At 64.5% G+C, this 16,812-nt stretch carries 17 protein-coding genes and 1 riboswitch; of the genes, 8 read left to right on the top strand and 9 right to left on the bottom strand.

What is annotated here, in order from left to right:
* Positions 1-55 precede the first annotated feature (55 nt).
* Positions 56-149, bottom strand: a riboswitch (SAM riboswitch).
* Positions 150-252: 103 nt separating this feature from the next.
* Positions 253-1,608, bottom strand: coding sequence for an LLM class flavin-dependent oxidoreductase (locus O4220_RS24330; protein WP_269608119.1), 1,356 nt, complete (start codon positions 1,606-1,608; stop codon positions 253-255).
* 163 nt (positions 1,609-1,771) lie between these two features.
* On the opposite strand from O4220_RS24330, the gene O4220_RS24335 reads away from it, so the two are divergent.
* From O4220_RS24335 to O4220_RS24350, 4 genes are all read left to right on the top strand, one after another.
* On the top strand, positions 1,772-2,110 hold the full coding sequence (locus O4220_RS24335) for a WhiB family transcriptional regulator (RefSeq protein ID WP_420030460.1): 339 nt from the start codon (positions 1,772-1,774) through the stop codon (positions 2,108-2,110).
* Between the two features lie 110 nt (positions 2,111-2,220).
* Positions 2,221-2,979, top strand: a complete 759-nt coding sequence (locus tag O4220_RS24340; RefSeq protein ID WP_068053998.1) for an HAD-IIA family hydrolase — start codon at positions 2,221-2,223, stop codon at positions 2,977-2,979.
* Complete coding sequence (locus tag O4220_RS24345) at positions 2,979-4,052, top strand: isochorismate synthase (RefSeq protein ID WP_269608120.1); 1,074 nt, start codon at positions 2,979-2,981, stop codon at positions 4,050-4,052. Before O4220_RS24340 ends, O4220_RS24345 begins: the two co-directional genes overlap by 1 nt.
* A gap of 152 nt (positions 4,053-4,204) precedes the next feature.
* On the top strand, positions 4,205-5,146 hold the full coding sequence (locus O4220_RS24350) for a TauD/TfdA dioxygenase family protein (RefSeq protein ID WP_269608122.1): 942 nt from the start codon (positions 4,205-4,207) through the stop codon (positions 5,144-5,146).
* A gap of 4 nt (positions 5,147-5,150) precedes the next feature.
* On the opposite strand, the gene O4220_RS24355 is transcribed toward O4220_RS24350, so the two are convergent.
* The 4 genes from O4220_RS24355 to O4220_RS24370 form a co-directional block, all read right to left on the bottom strand.
* Positions 5,151-6,365 (bottom strand): O-succinylhomoserine sulfhydrylase, encoded by a 1,215-nt coding sequence (locus O4220_RS24355; protein WP_420030461.1) that lies wholly within the window; start codon positions 6,363-6,365, stop codon positions 5,151-5,153.
* Positions 6,366-6,370: 5 nt separating this feature from the next.
* The gene (locus tag O4220_RS24360; RefSeq protein WP_269608124.1) at positions 6,371-6,784 is read right to left on the bottom strand and encodes a rhodanese-like domain-containing protein; all 414 of its coding nucleotides are present in this window, start codon (positions 6,782-6,784) and stop codon (positions 6,371-6,373) included.
* A 75-nt stretch (positions 6,785-6,859) separates the two neighbouring features.
* Positions 6,860-7,387 carry a hypothetical protein gene (locus O4220_RS24365; protein ID WP_269608125.1) on the bottom strand — a complete coding sequence of 176 codons (528 nt, stop codon included), beginning with the start codon at positions 7,385-7,387 and terminating at the stop codon, positions 6,860-6,862.
* A gap of 34 nt (positions 7,388-7,421) precedes the next feature.
* Positions 7,422-8,282: a TauD/TfdA dioxygenase family protein gene (locus tag O4220_RS24370; protein WP_269608126.1), complete on the bottom strand. Its 861-nt coding sequence runs from the start codon at positions 8,280-8,282 to the stop codon at positions 7,422-7,424.
* Positions 8,283-8,577: 295 nt separating this feature from the next.
* On the opposite strand from O4220_RS24370, the gene O4220_RS24375 reads away from it, so the two are divergent.
* Positions 8,578-9,996 (top strand): FAD-dependent oxidoreductase, encoded by a 1,419-nt coding sequence (locus O4220_RS24375; protein ID WP_269608127.1) that lies wholly within the window; start codon positions 8,578-8,580, stop codon positions 9,994-9,996.
* Positions 9,997-10,063: 67 nt separating this feature from the next.
* Here the strand turns inward: O4220_RS24375 and O4220_RS24380 are convergent, their stop codons facing one another.
* A complete protein-coding gene (locus O4220_RS24380; protein WP_269608128.1) occupies positions 10,064-10,933 on the bottom strand; it encodes an SMP-30/gluconolactonase/LRE family protein in 870 nt (289 codons plus the stop codon).
* A gap of 55 nt (positions 10,934-10,988) precedes the next feature.
* Here O4220_RS24380 and O4220_RS24385 point away from each other — a divergent pair, with 55 nt between their 5' ends.
* Positions 10,989-11,735: an amidohydrolase family protein gene (locus O4220_RS24385; protein ID WP_269608130.1), complete on the top strand. Its 747-nt coding sequence runs from the start codon at positions 10,989-10,991 to the stop codon at positions 11,733-11,735.
* A 22-nt stretch (positions 11,736-11,757) separates the two neighbouring features.
* Here the strand turns inward: O4220_RS24385 and O4220_RS24390 are convergent, their stop codons facing one another.
* Positions 11,758-12,240: a DUF456 domain-containing protein gene (locus O4220_RS24390; protein WP_269608131.1), complete on the bottom strand. Its 483-nt coding sequence runs from the start codon at positions 12,238-12,240 to the stop codon at positions 11,758-11,760.
* A gap of 24 nt (positions 12,241-12,264) precedes the next feature.
* Entirely contained in the window at positions 12,265-13,461 is a 1,197-nt protein-coding gene (purT, locus tag O4220_RS24395) for a formate-dependent phosphoribosylglycinamide formyltransferase (protein ID WP_269608132.1), read from the bottom strand.
* Between the two features lie 95 nt (positions 13,462-13,556).
* Here purT and O4220_RS24400 point away from each other — a divergent pair, with 95 nt between their 5' ends.
* Positions 13,557-14,633 (top strand): CaiB/BaiF CoA transferase family protein, encoded by a 1,077-nt coding sequence (locus O4220_RS24400; protein WP_269608133.1) that lies wholly within the window; start codon positions 13,557-13,559, stop codon positions 14,631-14,633.
* Positions 14,634-14,714: 81 nt separating this feature from the next.
* Here the strand turns inward: O4220_RS24400 and O4220_RS24405 are convergent, their stop codons facing one another.
* The gene (locus O4220_RS24405) at positions 14,715-16,196 is read right to left on the bottom strand and encodes a PLP-dependent aminotransferase family protein (RefSeq protein ID WP_269608134.1); all 1,482 of its coding nucleotides are present in this window, start codon (positions 16,194-16,196) and stop codon (positions 14,715-14,717) included.
* Between the two features lie 91 nt (positions 16,197-16,287).
* Between O4220_RS24405 and O4220_RS24410 the strand changes: the two genes are divergently transcribed.
* A complete protein-coding gene (locus tag O4220_RS24410; protein ID WP_269608136.1) occupies positions 16,288-16,812 on the top strand; it encodes a methylated-DNA--[protein]-cysteine S-methyltransferase in 525 nt (174 codons plus the stop codon).

A 16,812-nucleotide genomic window follows, 5' to 3' on the forward strand; every position in this document is an offset into this window, starting at 1 on the left:
GTGGGTACGCGAATCGGTCAAGCGTGCGTACAGGTACAGATGTTCATCAGGCGTGCCTCCATCGGTCCTGGCGGTAGCACCCACACGCCATAAGGCGGGGTTGCTGCGACGTCATCGAGCCAAGGTCTCTCGGTCGCTCTGGATGGTGACAGGAATGTATAGAACTTCAGATTGAAAAGTCAAGTGCGAGTGCTACTTCGGGTTGAGATCACGATGATTCGAACCCTTGCCACGTATCCGACCGGGCTGGCGTCAGCTGAATGCACCCCGGTATCGGGCCGCCGGATGCGACGCGGGCAGCCTGTCCCGTCCGGTGAGTTTGCGTCGGACGGTGCCCTCTTCGTACTCGCGTTGCGCAAGACCGCGGCGTTGAAGAACAGGCGTCACGTGCTCGATGAACTCCACGTAGCTACCAGGGATCGTCGAGTTGATGACGTTGATCCCGTCGACCCCGACGCCGCGCCACTGCTCGAGCCGATCTGCTATGGATTCCGGAGTTCCCACCACACGGCCGCTACGACTACGCATCCGGGCGAGATCTCGGACGGTGGGTTCCCGGTCGGGTATGGCCTCTCGGAGCCACTGCAATGTACTCAGTGAACCTTGCGCCTCCACTTCCCCGATCGGCGTATCGAGATCGTAGAAACCGAGGTCCACGCCGATCCCGCCTGCCGCGTGCGCGATGATCGTGGACTCGTCGACGTACTCGTCCAGTTCGGCGGCTTTACGTGCCGCTTCGGCCTCGGTGCTCCCGATGACGAACGACAGACCCTGGAAGAATTCGAGGTCCCCCGCGGACCTACCGGCCTCGACGACCAGACGGCGTGTGTCGGAGATGAGCGAGCGCGCAGCCTCGGGTGTCGGAGAAGCAATGAACTGGGCCTCGGCGTTACGCGCGGCGAAGCGTCGGCCCGTCGGAGATGAACCGGCCTGGAACAACAACGGCGTCCGCTGCGGAGTCGGAGCCACGAGATGCGGGCCCTCGACGCTGTAGCGCGCGCCGACGTGATCGATCTTGTGCACCTTCGAGAAATCGCCGTGCCGACCGGATACTTTGTCCTGCAACAGCGCTCCGTCGTCCCACGAACCTTCCCACAGCTTGTACACAACATCGACGTACTCGTCCGCCCAGGCATATCGATCCTCGTGGAGAGCCATATCTCCGAAACCGAAGTTGCGCCAGGCGTTGGGCGACAGACTCGTCACGATGTTCCAGGCGATGCGGCCGTCCGACGCGTGATCGAGCGTGGACATCTTGCGCGCGAAGTTGAACGGATGCTCTTGCAGAATCGAGGACGTCAGCGCGATCCCGAGATGCTCTGTCGCATAGGCGATCGCCGACGCGATCACGGTGGGATCGTTGCTGGGAATCTGCAATCCGGATTCGACGAACTTCTCCCACGAACCCTGATAGTCGTCGTACAGTCCCACGACATCGGCGAAGAATATGAAATCGAACTTGCCGCGCTCGAGTTCTTTCGCCAACGACACCCAATGCTCCAACGAGGAGAAATCGGTCTGCTCCGCCTCCGGCTTGCGCCACGCACCGTGCACGATATGAGACGTGGTGTTCATGACGAATGCGGAAAACCTGAGCGGCCGAGTCATACCGCCACCATGCCACGAACTCAGCGCACTGAGCAGAGCCCCTCGAATCACCCTGATTTCAACCATTGCGTCGCGCCCTCGACGCGGCGAGCCTTTTCGGTAGCGAATCGTTCTGTGCGGGCTGGGTCTCGCGCAGCGTCGACGAAAGGAATGGGTCGCCACGATGCCGAACAGCTCTACCACGTCGAAGAACACCGCAATCGCCATGATCGAACGCAGAATCTCCTCCACCGCCGAATCCTGGGACTGGCAGATCGATGCACTGTGCCGAGGTCAGGACTCGGAGATCTTCTTTTCCCCGTCGGGTGAGGGGCGAACGGCGCGTCGCCAGCGTGAGGATCGCGCCAAGCAGGTGTGCGCCGGCTGCGGAGTGCTCGACGCATGCAAGCGGTTCGCGTTGGCAGCCAACGAACCGTTCGGAGTGTGGGGCGGCACCACTGCCCGCGAACGCCAGGTGCTCAGAGCCACCTCTCGACGTGCCGAAGAACGGCAGGCGAGTTAGTAGCAGGGCGGAACGACCCGATAGTTCAGCGGTCCAGCCTGCGCGCGACCGGCGTAGTTCACAATGGACGGGTGAGCGAAACCGAGAAGCCCCAGCAGTGGACATATCTGATGGACATGGACGGTGTCCTCGTGCACGAGGATCACCTGATTCCCGGTGCCGACACGTTCCTCGCCGAACTGCAGGCCAACGAGATTCCGTTCATCGTGCTGACGAACAACTCGATCCGCACCCCACGTGACCTGCGCGCACGTCTCGCATTCACCGGTTTGGACATTCCGGAGAAGTCCATCTGGACCTCTGCTCTGGCCACCGCGACGTTCCTCGGTAATCAGCGCCCCGGGGGCAGCGCCTATGTCGTCGGCGAGTCGGGGCTGACGACCGCCCTGCACGACATCGGCTACACCCTGACCGACTCCAGCCCCGACTACGTGGTGCTCGGCGAGACCAGGACGTACTCGTTCGAGGCCATCACCACCGCCATTCGTCTCGTCGAGAAGGGTTCGCGCTTCATCGCCACCAACCCCGACGCCACCGGACCGTCCCGTGAGGGTTCGCTGCCGGCGACCGGTTCGGTCGCCGCGCTCATCACCAAGGCGACGGGCAAGGAGCCGTACTACGTGGGCAAGCCCAACGCGTTGATGATGCGTTCGGCCTTGCGTGCGATCGGAGGGCATTCCGAGAACACGCTGATGATCGGCGATCGGATGGACACCGACGTGCTCTCCGGTCTCGAAGCCGGGCTGCAGACCATCCTGGTCCTCACCGGAATCTCGACGGTCCAATCCGTCGAGCAGTATCCGTACCGACCGACCAAAGTCCTCGATTCCGTCGCCGACCTGGTGGGCCGCACTCAGAACCCGTTCTGATGACACTCGAATTCGTACTCTCCCGGCAGGATCACCATGTCGTCGGACTGGGCGTCCGGCACGCATTTCCCGATGTCGCCGACGCGGTGGCCGCGGTCCGCAAGGGCCGAAATGTCGTCGGCGCGCTGCCTTTCGACATGTCCGACGCCACCGCGCTGATCGAACCGGAGGAGTTCTACCGACTCGACGGACCCTGGTCGACACCGGACGAACTGCCGCCGCTACCGGCGGTCACCGTCGCGCGACAGATTCCCGATCCAGACGTCCATGTGCAGCGAGTGCGCGATGTCGTCGAGCAATTGAAAGCCGGTGTGGCCGAGAAGATCGTGCTCGCACGCTCCATCGAAGTGACCGCGGATGCACCGATCGATCCCGCCTCCGTGTTGAGCGCGCTGGTCACACGAGATCCGATGGGCAACGGCTTTCTTGCGGATCTGTCGCCCGCAGGTAAGACCGGCACGCACATCGTCGGCGCGAGTCCGGAACTGTTGGTTCGCAAGCGCGGCAACGTCGTCACCTGCCATCCGTTTGCCGGAACGGCTGCGCGTTCCACCGATCCAGACGAAGAAGCACGCATCTCCGCGGCCTTGGCGGCCAGCGCCAAGGATCAGGCCGAACATCGCTTCGTCGTCGACGAGATCCGCGCTGCGTTGGAGCCGTTCTGCGAGACGCTCGAGGTGCCCGAGTCACCCCAACTCAGCAGCACTCCACAGCTGTGGCACCTGTCGACACCCATCGTCGGCACCTTGGCCGATCCCGCGACTTCGGCGCTCGATCTCGCGCTGGCACTGCATCCCACCGCTGCCGTCGCCGGCGTTCCCCGAGCCGCGGCCATGGCTGCGATCGCAGACGTCGAGGGCTCCCGCGGCTTCTACGCCGGAGCCGTCGGGTGGACCGACGGCAGCGGCGACGGCGAATGGATGGTCACGATCCGCTGCATCGAACTCGCCGCGGACGGACTTTCCGGAACGGCCACAGCGGGCGGCGGCATCGTCGCAGATTCCGACCCCGACGCCGAGCTGGACGAAACCACGGCCAAGTTCCGCACGGTACTCAGCGTTTTCGAGCACTGACGTCGCTCCGGACACCGCTACCGATCGCCCGTCGTGTTGAGATCACCGTGAATCGAACTGTGTACATCGACGATCGACAATGGTCAGCTTGTTGAATTCCGCACTGCACCGCCGCAATTCGGGCAGTTCTTCAACCAGCGAAAGGTACCGACATGTCGGTGGACACTCTTGTCGAGAATGACACAGCTCTGCGTGCGATCAAGATCGGCGGCAATCTCGGTGCCCGCATCGAAGGCGTGCGACTCGGTGGCGACCTCGATGCCGGCACCGTCGAGTTCGTTCGGCGCGCTCTGCTCGAGCACAAAGTCATCTTCTTCAGCGGGCAGCACCACCTCGACGACGAAGGCCAGTACGCGTTCGCGGAACTACTCGGATCACCGACCACTCCGCACCCCACGGTCACCTCTCGCGGCACCCGAACACTGTCCATCGACTCCGATTACGGCAAGGCCAACAGCTGGCATTCGGATGTGACCTTCGTCGACCGCATCCCGAAGGCCTCGATCCTGCGTGCGGTCAGCCTCCCCGAATACGGTGGGAACACCACGTGGGCGTCACAGACCGCCGCCTACGCGCAGTTACCGGATTCGTTGAAGGCGTTGGTGGACAACCTCTGGGCCACGCACTCGAACTCCTACGACTATGCGGCGACCGCGGCGGAGAAGATTCAGAACTCGAAGACTGCGGAGTACCGGAAGGAATTCCAGTCCACCTACTTCGAGACCGAACACCCGGTGGTCCGAGTACACCCCGAGACCGGCGAGAAGACCCTGGTTCTCGGCCACTTCGTGAAGAACTTCATCGGGTTGTCGACCAAGGAGTCGCAGACCCTGTTCGATCTCCTACAGAATCGAGTGACCAAGCTGGAGAACACTGTTCGCTGGACGTGGAACCTCGGCGACGTCGCCATCTGGGACAACCGTGCCACCCAGCACTACGCTGTCGCGGACTGGGACGATCAGTACCGTCGCCTCGAACGCATCACCCTGGCGGGCGACGTACCGGTACACCCCAACGGAGAGAAGAGCCGAGTGGTCGCCGGCGATGCCGCGCACTACTCGCTCATCGACAAGCCGGTACCGGTGACACTCTGACCCGCTACTTCAGTGCCTGATCCAGGTCTCCGATCAGATCCTCGGTGTCTTCGAGGCCGATGGAAATGCGCACCACGCCGTCGGTGATGCCCACTGCTGCACGACCTTCCGGCCCCATCGCGCGGTGCGTGGTGGTGGCCGGGTGAGTGATGAGCGACTTCGAGTCGCCCAGGTTGTTGGAGATGTCGACGATACGCAACGCGTCGAGCACCTCGAAGGCGCGCTTCTTGCCCTCTCCCTCGGGGGCATCGAGCTCGAAGGTCACGACGGTACCCCCGCCCGACATCTGCGACTTCGCCAGTTCGTACTGCGGATGTGATTGCAGGAAGGGGTATTTCACCCAGCGCACCGCCGGGTGAGCTTCGAGGAACTCGGCGATCTGCAGCGCGGAGTTCACCGAATGGCGCACCCGCACCGGCATCGTCTCCAGACCCTTGAGCAGCGTCCAGGCGTTGAACGGACTCAGTGCAGGGCCGGTGTGCCGCATCAGAGTCTGCACCGGCCCTTCGATGTACTCCTTCGATCCCAGGATGGCACCGCCGAGCACCCGCCCCTGACCGTCGATGTGTTTGGTGCCCGAGTACACGACCACGTCGGCCCCGAGCTCGAGGCTGCGCTGCAGCAGTGGCGTCGCGAACACGTTGTCCAGCACCACCGTTGCTCCGGCCGCATGTGCCAGCTCGGAGACGCGCCTGACATCGACCAACGACTGCATCGGGTTGGACGGGGTCTCGAAGAACACCGCCGTCGTCGGCACCGACAACGCCTGCTCCCACTGCTCGAGGTCTTCGCCGTCGACGAAGACGGTTTCGACACCCCAGCGCGGCAGAATCTCGTTGCAGACCACGAAGCACGACCCGAAAAGGCTACGCGCAGCGACCAATCGGTCGCCGGCCTTCAGCAGCGCACCGAGCGCGGTGAACACCGCGGACATGCCGCTGGACGTCCCGAAGCATGCCTCGGCACCCTCGATCAACCGCAGTCGCTCCTCGAACATCTTCACTGTCGGGTTGCCGTAGCGCGAGTACACGAAATGATCGATGTCGCCGGTGAAGGCCTGCTCGGCAGCGCCGGCACTCTCGTACACGAAACCCGAAGAGAGATAGAGCGCTTCGGCGTTCTCGTCGAACCCGGATCGCATCAGGCCGCCGCGAACTCCCAGCGTGGCCTGACCCACGCCCTCGGGCAAGGGCTTGTCGAATCCGCCGCCTTTGGGCATGTTCGTCACGACTGCCTCCAGGGCAACCCGACCGCACGCCAACCCGTGGCTCCGCGGTGGCCGTCGGCGTCGGTGGCGCCTTCGAAACCGTCGAGCACGTTGTAGGACGGACCGATGCCCGCTGCCGTCGCGGCTTCGGCGGCACCGATGGACCGCTGACCGGAGCGGCACAGGAACACCACCGGCCGATCGCCGTCCACGCCTGCGGCTTTCAGGTCGTCGACGAAGTTGGTGTTCCGGGCACCATCGGGGAAGCTGACCCACTCGATCAGGTGCGTAGGACGGTCGATACCGGACGTGTCCGGGACACCGACGTACTGCCACTCGGCGCGCGTCCGAACATCCACGAGCACGGCCTCGGGGTTGCTCTGCAACAACTCCCAGGCCGCTTCCGGGGTTATGTCACCTGCGTAGGTCACTGGATCAGCCTTCCGTCACTTGCCGTTACATCACACATACCGAGATCAGACATACCAAGATCAGACATACCAAGATCAGACATTGCACACCAGCCACTTGTCGTCGACGCGGACGAACTTCCACTCGTCGTCGGTCTGCACTCCGGATTTCGCTTCCTTCAGCGGGACGGTCACCCTGCCGCGGTCGCCGTTGACCTCGTACTCCGACGGCACCCCGTCGATCGACGTCTCGCCGTTGCGCTCGACCTCGCCTGCTCGATCGGTTCGGTATTGCGCATCGTCGCCGGGGACGAGGAGGGCGACCTGGTCGAAGCACGTGTTCTCGCGCAGGAGATCTGCGTCGCCGGAGTTCTGTGCCTCGAGGAATCCGTCGACGGCGTCGGTCAGCAGCTGCGCCTGCGTCACGTTGTCCTCCGCGGGGGCGAACTTCGACGCAGCGAAGATGCCGACGAGCAGAACCACGACGATGCCCGCGGCGATGATGAACGGCCACGCGTTGGGCGGACGCTGCTCACCGGAGTCTGCGGCCGCTTCGGAAGCGTTGTTGCGCGCTTCCTCACGACTGTCGACCCACTGCTGCCTACGTTCACTCCACGACGCCATGCGCCCAATCTTCCTCGATCCGACGGGCCCGGCACTATCGGGGTCCGACGGGAATGTCTCCTCGCAACGTGATGCGGTGCATCTTGCGGTGCTCGGTGCCGTAATCGCGATTGGCGTAGTGCGAGGTGCTCCGGTTGTCCCACAGCACCAGATCGCCGAGACGCCAGCGGTGCCGCACGACGTGCTCGGGCTTGGTGAGGTGCGCGTAGAGCAAGTCCAGAATTCCGCGGCTCTCGGCCTCCGAGACGCCCACGATGTGCGAGGTGAAGCCAGGATTGACGAACAGCCCCTTGCGGCCGGTTTCCGGATGCACCCGCACGACGGGGTGTTCGACGGGGACCAGCGCGGTCACTTCCTTGCCGTCCCACACGTTGCCCTTACCGCCGCGCTTCTGCGCGAGGTAGTAGCCGAACTCCCGGTTGCCGTCGTGAATTGCTGTGAGCCCATCGATCATTCGGCGAACGGGCGCGGACAGTGACTCGTAGGCGAGTTGGCTGTCGGCCCAGTTGGTGTCGCCGCCGTGCGGTGGCAGGACGACGGGCCGCAGGATCGAACCCATCGGCGGACGTTCCATGAACGTGACGTCGGTGTGCCAGACGTCGGCGAACCCGTTGTCCTGACTGTCGAGCGCATAGACCTCGGGGGCGACGTGGCCACTGTCGTGTACCGGATGGCCGGCCGTGAGGTCACCGAGACGACGGCCGAATTCGACGTGTGCCGCGTCGTCGAGCGTCTGCCCGCGCAGCACCAGAACCTTGTGCTCGACGAGGGCTCGACGCACCGCGTGGATCTGCGCGTCGGACGCCGACGCGACATCGAGGCCGATGACTTCGGCACCGAACGACGGGCCGAGCTTGTCGAGCGCGAGGGTGATGGTCTGTTCCAGGGTGGTCATGTGTCCTCGAATCTGTGCACGGCGAAAGGGCTGATTCAGGCAGCGCTGCCGTCGAGAGAGGGATCCCGTCCTGTTCGAGGAGGGGAAGGGCGTCGGGTCAGGTCACCGACAACACATGTTGGTGCAGGTACGACAGAAGTCGACGGTGAACCGTCGGACCAGGTATGTCGTGTGCACAGAGCAATTCCTACCGGAAACCGGGAAATACGGCAAGTTGCCCTCTGCCCCAGCTCAGGTAATGCTTAATTTATGCTGGGGTGTCCGCACTTCCCTCGAAGAAGGTAGCTCGCTGCACATGACTGATCAGACTCGTCCACTCCGCGTCGCCATCGTCGGTGCCGGACCGGCAGGCATCTACGCCGCCGACGCGCTCATGAAGTCCGACCACAATGTCAGCGGACCGGGCGTGAGCATCGATCTCTTCGAGCGGATGCCTGCACCGTTCGGGCTCATTCGCTACGGCGTGGCCCCCGACCACCCGCGCATCAAAGGCATCATCACCGCACTGCACAAAGTCCTCGACAAACCCCAGGTACGCCTGCTCGGCAACATCGACTACGGCACCGACATCGACCTCGACGACCTACGCCGCTTCTACGACGCCGTCATCTTCTCCACCGGAGCCAACGCGGACCGCGCGCTGAACATCCCCGGCATCGATCTCGACGGCAGCTACGGCGCCGCAGACTTCGTTTCCTGGTACGACGGCCACCCCGACGTGCCGCGTACCTGGCCGCTCGAGGCCGAGAAGGTCGCCGTCCTCGGCGTCGGAAACGTCGCCCTCGACGTCGCACGCGTTCTCGCCAAGACCGGCGACGAACTGCTCCCCACCGAAATCCCCGCCAACGTCTACGAGGGTCTCAAGGCCAACAAAGCCCTCGAGGTGCACGTCTTCGGTCGCCGCGGACCGGCTCAGGCCAAGTTCACCCCGTTGGAGCTGCGCGAGCTCGACCACTCGCCGAACATCGAGGTCATCGTCGCCCCCGAGGACATCGACTACGACGAAGGTTCCGAGCAGGCCCGACGCAACTCCAAGCAGGTCGACATGGTCGCCAACACCCTGCAGGACTGGGCCATCCGCGATGTCGGCAGCCGCCCGCACAAACTGTTCCTGCACTTCTTCGAAAGCCCCACCGAAATCCTCGGCGAGAACGGCAAAGTCGTCGGACTGCGCACCGAACGCACCGAACTCGACGGCACCGGCAACGTCCGCGGCACCGGCACATACAACGACTGGGACGTCCAAGCGGTCTACCGCGCCGTCGGCTACCTCAGCCAAAACATCAGCGCCCTGCCCTTCGACGAACAAGCAGGCACCATCCCCAACGAAGCCGGACGAGTCGTCGGCCCTGCTGATGGTCATTCCGCAGGCTCCACTCCAGACCCGTCCTCCACCACACCGGTGCCCGCCACTTACGTCACCGGTTGGATCAAGCGCGGACCCGTCGGCCTCATCGGTCACACCAAGGGCGACGCCAACGAGACCGTCGCGAACCTGCTCGAGGATGCGCCGAGCTTCACCGGTGCAACCGAACCCGACCTCGACGCCGTCACCTCGTTCCTCGAAGGCAAGCAGGTTCCCTTCACCACCTGGGACGGTTGGTACCGCCTCGACGCGCACGAGCGTTCACTCGGTGAGCCCGAGGGTCGCGAGCGCGTGAAGGTCGTCGAGCGTGAGGACATGCTGAAGGCTTCCGAGCCCGACAAGGCCTGAGTGCCTGCGGCAGTGGTGTGGTTGAGTGCCCCCTGCGGCACATAACCACACCACTGCGCGCAGCGCACTACACCCGAACCGCCAGCAGCTTTCCCTCGGTTTCTACCTTGCGCTGATGCTCGTTGAAATCCGGTGCAGCGCAGACGAACAGCGTGCGGCCGTCGGATCCGCCGAGTCCGCAGGCGAAGACCCCGAGATCGAAGTCGAGCTGGTCGAGAACCTCTCCACCCTGCGCGACGTGCAGCACCCGCTGACCCAGCGCATCGGCGATCCACATCGTGCCGTCGGTGTCGATGCAACATCCGTCGGCAGCCACTTTCACCTCGCCCAGGGCCGTCGCCATGTCCGTCGACGACGGCAGCTCACCGAACGTCGCCCAGTCACGCCGCTCCCCCAGTGACCCGTCCTCGGCGATGTCGAACGCACTGACCCGGTTACCGACCGTCTCGTCGACGAGCAGTTCACCCGAACCGGTGAACGCCATCCCGTTGGGGAAATACAGGTCCGATGCCACGACGTGTGCAGAACCGTCGGGGTCGACGCGAATCAGATCGGCCGTTTCGACGGGAGCGAAGTTCATCAGGTCGAACCCGAAATTCCCGATGTAGGCGCGTCCCTGCGCGTCCACGATCATGTCGTTCAGGTTCGCGGACACGTACGTCGACAGGTCGGCGTGGACGGTCAGCGAACCGTCGTGTTCGCGCAGCAGCAGTTTGTGGTCGCGCATCGACACGATCAGCAGTCGGCCGTCGGGCAGCCAACCGAGCCCCGACGGCTGATTCGGCACCTCGGCCTCCACCCGCACGTCGGATCCGTCCTCTAGAGCAGATGCGACGCGGTGCGAATAGAAGTCCGATACCCAGATCCTCCCTTCGTGCCAGCGCGGACATTCGAAATAGGTGTAGCCGTCGAGAACGACAGTGGTCTCCGGTTTCATGTTTCGCATTCAAACACCGCGACACCGGGCCGCGACGGCGAATCCGCGAGCTGGCATGCTGAGACCCGTGTTCGACGCCCACCTGCACATCATCGACCCCCGTTTTCCGCTGATCGAGAACCACGGATTCTTGCCCGATCCCTACACCGTCTCGAACTACCTGTACGACGTGGACGGGCTCGGTATCACCGGCGGCGCGGTGGTGTCGGGATCGTTCCAGGGCACCGACCAGAGCTACCTGCTCGCTGCGTTGGAGGCCCTCGGGCGCGGTTGGGTCGGCGTCACCCAGATCGATCCGGAATGCTCCGACGAGGACGTCGTCGCGCTCGACGCCGCGGGCGTGCGCGGTATGCGGTTCAACCTCAAGCGCGGCGAGACGGATGTCGAAATGCTGACCACCCAGGCACGTCGCGTGCACGAACTGGTCGGGTGGCATGCCGAGCTGTACGTCGATGCGTCCCTGCTGCTCTCGCTCGAACCCATCCTTGCGAAGTTGCCGGCGGTGAGCATCGATCACCTGGGCTTGTCCACTCAGGGTCTGCCGTACCTTCTGAACCTCGTCGACCGCGGAGTACGCGTCAAGGCAACCGGATTCGGCCGAGTGGATCTCGACATCGCCGACACACTGCAGCAGATCCATCGAGTCAACCCCGCGGCGTTGATGTTCGGCACCGATCTACCCGGCACCCGTGCCCCACGCCCGTTCTCGGAGAACGACATCGACATCATCACCCACGCCGTCGGTGGCGACCTACCCGCCGTGCTCGACGGTAATGCCCGGGCTTGGTATCGGGTCTCTTGAATCAGCAGGGCCCTTAGTGCCCTCAGACGAGTACGGCTCCCCCGAGCCACACCGCTGAGGCGAGCAACGCGCCGAACAGTTCCACCAGGATCGATAGCCCCGCGGCCTTGGTGGCGTGCACGGTCGATCGCCAGGCCTCGGAGTGATTTCGGTGCCTGGGTACTTCGGCCACGTAGACGCCTGCGATGAAACCGACGAACAGCCCGACGACGGGGATGACGAAGAATCCGACGATGCCGAGCAGGCCGCCGACCATGAGCGACCGCATCGGCACGCCCGCCTCCCGCATCCGACGGCCCGGCCAGGTGTATTTCACTACCCCGCTCAGAACCAGCAACACCGTCGCGATCGCGAACACCGTCCACGCGGCCGCTCCTCCGGTGATCCACGCCCACACTGCGACTGCCGCGAAGATCAGGATGGTGCCGGGCAGAATCGGGACGACGATGCCGACCAGGCCGACCAGAATCACCAGGCCGACCAGAACTTCTCCGAGCGCGCTCATGAGCTCAGTGTGCCCTGTGCCGGGTCAGACGACAGGACGAACCTTGCCTGCCGCCTCGCGGGCCCGGCTCCGCGCGGTCTCGATGTCCGACGCGGTCGACACCGCGACACCCATCCGGCGCCGGACGAAACTCGTCGGCTTGCCGAACAGGCGCAGGTCGGTCTCGGGAACCGCCAACGCATCGGCGACGCCTTCGAAGGAAATGCCGTCCGCATCGACACCGCCGTAGATCACGGCCGACGCACCCGGCGAAAGCAGGGTCGTGTCGATCGGCAAACCGAGTACGGCCCGGGCATGCAGCTCGAACTCCGAGAACCGTTGCGTGCGAAGCGTTACCAGACCCGTATCGTGCGGCCTGGGGCTGACCTCGGAGAAGTACACGGTGTCACCCTGAACGAACAACTCGACGCCGAACAGCCCGCGCCCACCGAGCGCCGTCGTGATGCGCTCCGCGACGTCGCGGGCACCGGCGAGGGCCGCGTCGGACATCGGCTGCGGCTGCCAGGATTCGATGTAGTCGCCGGATTCCTGCAGGTGGCCGATAGGCTCGCAGAAGAACGTTCCGTCGACGGCCCGAACGGTGAGAAGTGTTATCTCGTAATCGAAGTCGACGAATCCTTCGACGATGACGCGACCGAGGTCGACGCGGCCACCCTTCAGTGCGTACTCCCAGGCCGCCTCGACATGGGCGTCGCCGCGAACAACGGACTGCCCCTTGCCCGACGAAGACATGACCGGCTTGATGACGGCCGGAAAACCTATGGTGGACAATGCTTGTCGAACGTCGTCCAGCGAATCGGCGAAAGCGTAGGGCGAGGTCGGCAGCCCGAGTTCCTCGGCTGCCAATCGCCTGATGCCCTCGCGGTTCATCGTCAACTGCGTCGCCCGAGCCGTGGGAATCACCACGCTTCGGCCTCGGGCCTCCACCTCGGCGAGGGCATCGGTGGCAATGGCCTCGATCTCCGGGACCACGAAATCGGGCTGCTGTGAATCGATCAGCGCCAGAAGCTCTTCCGGGTCGCTCATGTCGATGGTGAACGCATGATGGGCCACCTGATGGCCGGGAGCATTGTCGTAGCGATCGACGGCGATCACCTCGACACCGAGGCGTTGGAACGCGATGATGACTTCTTTGCCCAGCTCACCCGAGCCGAGCAGCATGACCCGGGTCGCGCCGGGAGTCAGTGGAGTACCGATGCGGACGGGATCTGGGGCAGTCACAGCCCTATTATCCACACCCACATCACTAGGACGCCCTAGTACAAGTTAGTCTCCATTCACTATCGCAGCTGACGAGTCGGAACGAGGCAACAAACGTGGCTAACACTGGTGGACCGCTCGCAGGACTGCGCGTCGTCGAACTCGCAGGCATCGGCCCCGGCCCGCACGCCGCACTGCTGCTGGCCGACCTCGGCGCAGACGTCGTGCGCGTGCAACGCGCCGGACAGATCTCTCCCCACGACCACCAGCTGCGCAGTCGCACCATCGTCGAGGCGAACCTCAAGGACCCCGCCGACATCGAGAAGGTTCTCGGTCTCGTCGAGCGCGCCGACGTGCTGATCGAGGGATTTCGCCCCGGTGTCACCGAGCGACTCGGACTCGGACCCGACGACGCCTTGGCCCGCAACCCGCGCCTGGTGTACGGCCGCATGACCGGCTGGGGCCAGGAGGGCCCCTGGGCACAGACCGCCGGCCACGACATCAACTACATCTCCGTCACCGGCGTCCTCAACGCCATCGGCCGTGACGGCGAACGGCCGGTGCCGCCGCTGAACATGGTCGGCGACTTCGGCGGCGGCTCGATGTTCCTCGTCTTCGGCATCATGGCAGCGCTCTACGAGCGACAGAACTCCGGGCAGGGCCAGGTGGTCGACGCAGCCATGGTCGACGGCACCGCCGCACTCTCGCACATGATCTGGGCCTGGCGTGGCGTCGGAGCGTGGAGCGATGACCGTGGCACCAACCTCCTCGATACCGGCGCACCGTTCTACGACACCTACGAGACCTCCGACGGCCAATACATGGCAGTCGGCTCACTCGAGCCGCAGTTCTACGCGCAGCTGCTCACCGGACTCGGTCTCTCCGAGGCCGACCTACCGTCGCAGATGGACAAGTCGCGCTGGCCGGAACTGCGCGAGAAGTTCACCTCGACATTCCTGACCAAGACGCGGGACGAATGGGCCGCGATCTTCGACGGCACCGACGCGTGCGTATCGCCGGTTCTCACCTTCGCCGAGGCCCCGAACCACCCGCACATGAAGGATAGAGACTCGCTCATCGACGTCGGCGGCGTCACCCAGCACCGTCCGGCACCGCGGTTCTCGCGCACCGAAAACGGAGTCCCGACGCCACCGCCGTCCACCGCAACCGACATCGCGTCGGTCTGGAGCTGACGTGTGCCGAACTCGAAGTTGCGGACGGTTTTCGGCTGATTTCCGTCCGTAACTTCGAGTTCGCCGTCAGCACGCAGCCGCTCAGAACACCAGGGCCGGCTGTTCCGCTTCGGCGCTCGGGGCCAAGGCTCGATATGCCGCCGCCGTCGCCGCAACTGCGGCCCGAAGTTCTTGCGGCTCACGGGTGTACGGCAGCCTGAGGTAGCGCTCGAAGGCACCCTCCACGCCGAATCGTGGTCCTGCTGCCAGCACCGCTCCAAATGCGGGAGCCGTGGCGGCCAGCGCACTCGATACCGGCGCGGGCAGCTGCAACCACAGCGACATGCCGCCCTCGGAACGGCGATAGCGCCAGTCCGGAACATGTTCGGCCAGAGCATCTTCGAGAACGTCTCGACGCTCACGCAGTTGGGACCGACGCAGGTCGAGGGCCGGTTCCGCGTCCTGAAGCAGAAATGACGACGCCAACTGGTCCATGATCGAGGTACCGAGGTCGTGTGCTGCCCGCGATCCTGCGAGCTGCGAGACCAACGACGGGTGCGCCCTGATCCACCCGATGCGGAGGCCACCCCAGAACGACTTGGACGCCGAACCGATCGTGACGATATCCGAACCGGAGACCCGCCCGAACGATGCGACCGGCGGTGGCGGCGGCGCGTCGAGCCACAGATCCACCATGGTCTCATCGACGATGAGTGTCATCCGGGTGTCGCGGGTGATGCGCGCGAGTTCGGCTCTCCCCTCGGCACCGAGCACCTGACCGGTCGGGTTGTGGAAGTCCGGAATCAGGTATGCCACCTTGGCTGCTGTCTGCCTTGCGGCACTGCGAATTCCGTCGAGATCCCAGTCGCCGTCCGCGGGGCGCACCGGCACCGGCACGGGCCGGGCCCCCACCCGCCTGATCGCCTCGAGGGCGTTGGGATAGGTCGGATGATCGATCAGCACACGGTCGCCGGGCGAGGTCAGTGTGCCCAGCAGTAGTCGAACTGCTTGCTGCGCACCGGACGTCACCATGATCTGGTCCGCAGTTGTCGGTAGGCCACGTTCGATGAAGCGCTGTGCGATGGCCTCGCGCAGCATCGCCAAACCGATGGGCTCCATACCGTGCGTCGGGAGATACGCCGGAAGTGCTTGCAGCGCAGACTCGTACGCGGCCGTCATGGTGCCGTCCGCGGCCGACATCGCCGCGTGAGACATGTCCACTACCGGACCCGAAGGCGACGTCGACTGGATCAACATGCCATTGGGCGTCGGCGCGGAAGGCAACGCGACCGTACTGCGCGAGCCCTGTTTACTGATCAGGTATCCCTCGTCGCGCAACACCGAATACGAGGAGGTGATCGTCGTGCGACTCAGATCGAGTGCCGCCGACAGATCGCGTTCGCTCGGCAGCCCCACACCGAGCGGAATTCGGCCGTCGTGAATGAGCAGACGGACGCCGTCTGCCAACGCCCGATACGTCGGACGCGAGGCCTTGCGCTTACCGGATCCATCCGCGGTCGCGTCGGCGCGCCAGCTACCCAAATCACGGGCCAGTGACGTTGCATTGAGAACTCTCGAGGCCATGCTCCCCAGTATTCGCGCACTGGCATCGAACATTCAAGTCCATTCAGCGATCAACTGGACTGCTCTGCCACAACGGGTGGATACTGGAGCCATGCCGAGCAGCACGCTCTTCGACACCGCCATCGGACGCTGCGGTGTCGCGTGGACCGATGAGGGGATAGTCGCGGTTGCCTTGCCGGAACCTTCGGACGAGGCAATGGACGACTACCTGGCCAGCTTCGGCGCGGCGCACGGGCAGGTGGACGCACTCGCCGCCGATGCGATCGACCGGATAGTCGGCCTGCTCGACGGACGGGCCGTCGACATGAGATCGATTCCGCTGGTTCTGGACGTCTCCGAGTTCGACGCTTCGGTGTACACGGTGTGCAGCGAGATTCCCCGAGGCTCGACGCTTACGTACGGCGACATCGCTCGCCGACTCGGCCATCCCGGTGCGGCCCAAGCAGTCGGCGGAGCGCTCGGTCGAAACCCCGTGCCGATCATTGTCCCGTGCCACCGAGTACTCGGCGCGGGCACCGAGGTGGGCGGATTCTCGGCACCGGGTGGGGCGAACACCAAACAGCTAATTCTCGGCATAGAGGGAGTGCCGGGGTTCGGCGAGCCGACGTTGTTCTGA

The sequence above is a fragment of the Rhodococcus ruber genome, assembly GCF_027270735.1.
Taxonomy (GTDB): domain Bacteria; phylum Actinomycetota; class Actinomycetes; order Mycobacteriales; family Mycobacteriaceae; genus Rhodococcoides; species Rhodococcoides rubrum_A.

Coding starts and splice junctions, on each gene's coding strand:
- O4220_RS24335 (WP_420030460.1), top strand. CDS start 1,772: ATGCCGAACAGCTCTACCACGTCGAAGAACACCGCAATCGCCATGATC.
- O4220_RS24370 (WP_269608126.1), bottom strand. CDS start 8,282: ATGACCACCCTGGAACAGACCATCACCCTCGCGCTCGACAAGCTCGGC.
- O4220_RS24385 (WP_269608130.1), top strand. CDS start 10,989: ATGCTGAGACCCGTGTTCGACGCCCACCTGCACATCATCGACCCCCGT.
- O4220_RS24380 (WP_269608128.1), bottom strand. CDS start 10,933: ATGAAACCGGAGACCACTGTCGTTCTCGACGGCTACACCTATTTCGAA.
- O4220_RS24410 (WP_269608136.1), top strand. CDS start 16,288: ATGCCGAGCAGCACGCTCTTCGACACCGCCATCGGACGCTGCGGTGTC.
- O4220_RS24390 (WP_269608131.1), bottom strand. CDS start 12,240: ATGAGCGCGCTCGGAGAAGTTCTGGTCGGCCTGGTGATTCTGGTCGGC.
- O4220_RS24375 (WP_269608127.1), top strand. CDS start 8,578: ATGACTGATCAGACTCGTCCACTCCGCGTCGCCATCGTCGGTGCCGGA.
- O4220_RS24340 (WP_068053998.1), top strand. CDS start 2,221: ATGGACATGGACGGTGTCCTCGTGCACGAGGATCACCTGATTCCCGGT.
- O4220_RS24365 (WP_269608125.1), bottom strand. CDS start 7,387: ATGGCGTCGTGGAGTGAACGTAGGCAGCAGTGGGTCGACAGTCGTGAG.
- O4220_RS24330 (WP_269608119.1), bottom strand. CDS start 1,608: ATGACTCGGCCGCTCAGGTTTTCCGCATTCGTCATGAACACCACGTCT.
- O4220_RS24345 (WP_269608120.1), top strand. CDS start 2,979: ATGACACTCGAATTCGTACTCTCCCGGCAGGATCACCATGTCGTCGGA.
- O4220_RS24405 (WP_269608134.1), bottom strand. CDS start 16,196: ATGGCCTCGAGAGTTCTCAATGCAACGTCACTGGCCCGTGATTTGGGT.
- O4220_RS24355 (WP_420030461.1), bottom strand. CDS start 6,365: ATGCCCAAAGGCGGCGGATTCGACAAGCCCTTGCCCGAGGGCGTGGGT.
- O4220_RS24350 (WP_269608122.1), top strand. CDS start 4,205: ATGTCGGTGGACACTCTTGTCGAGAATGACACAGCTCTGCGTGCGATC.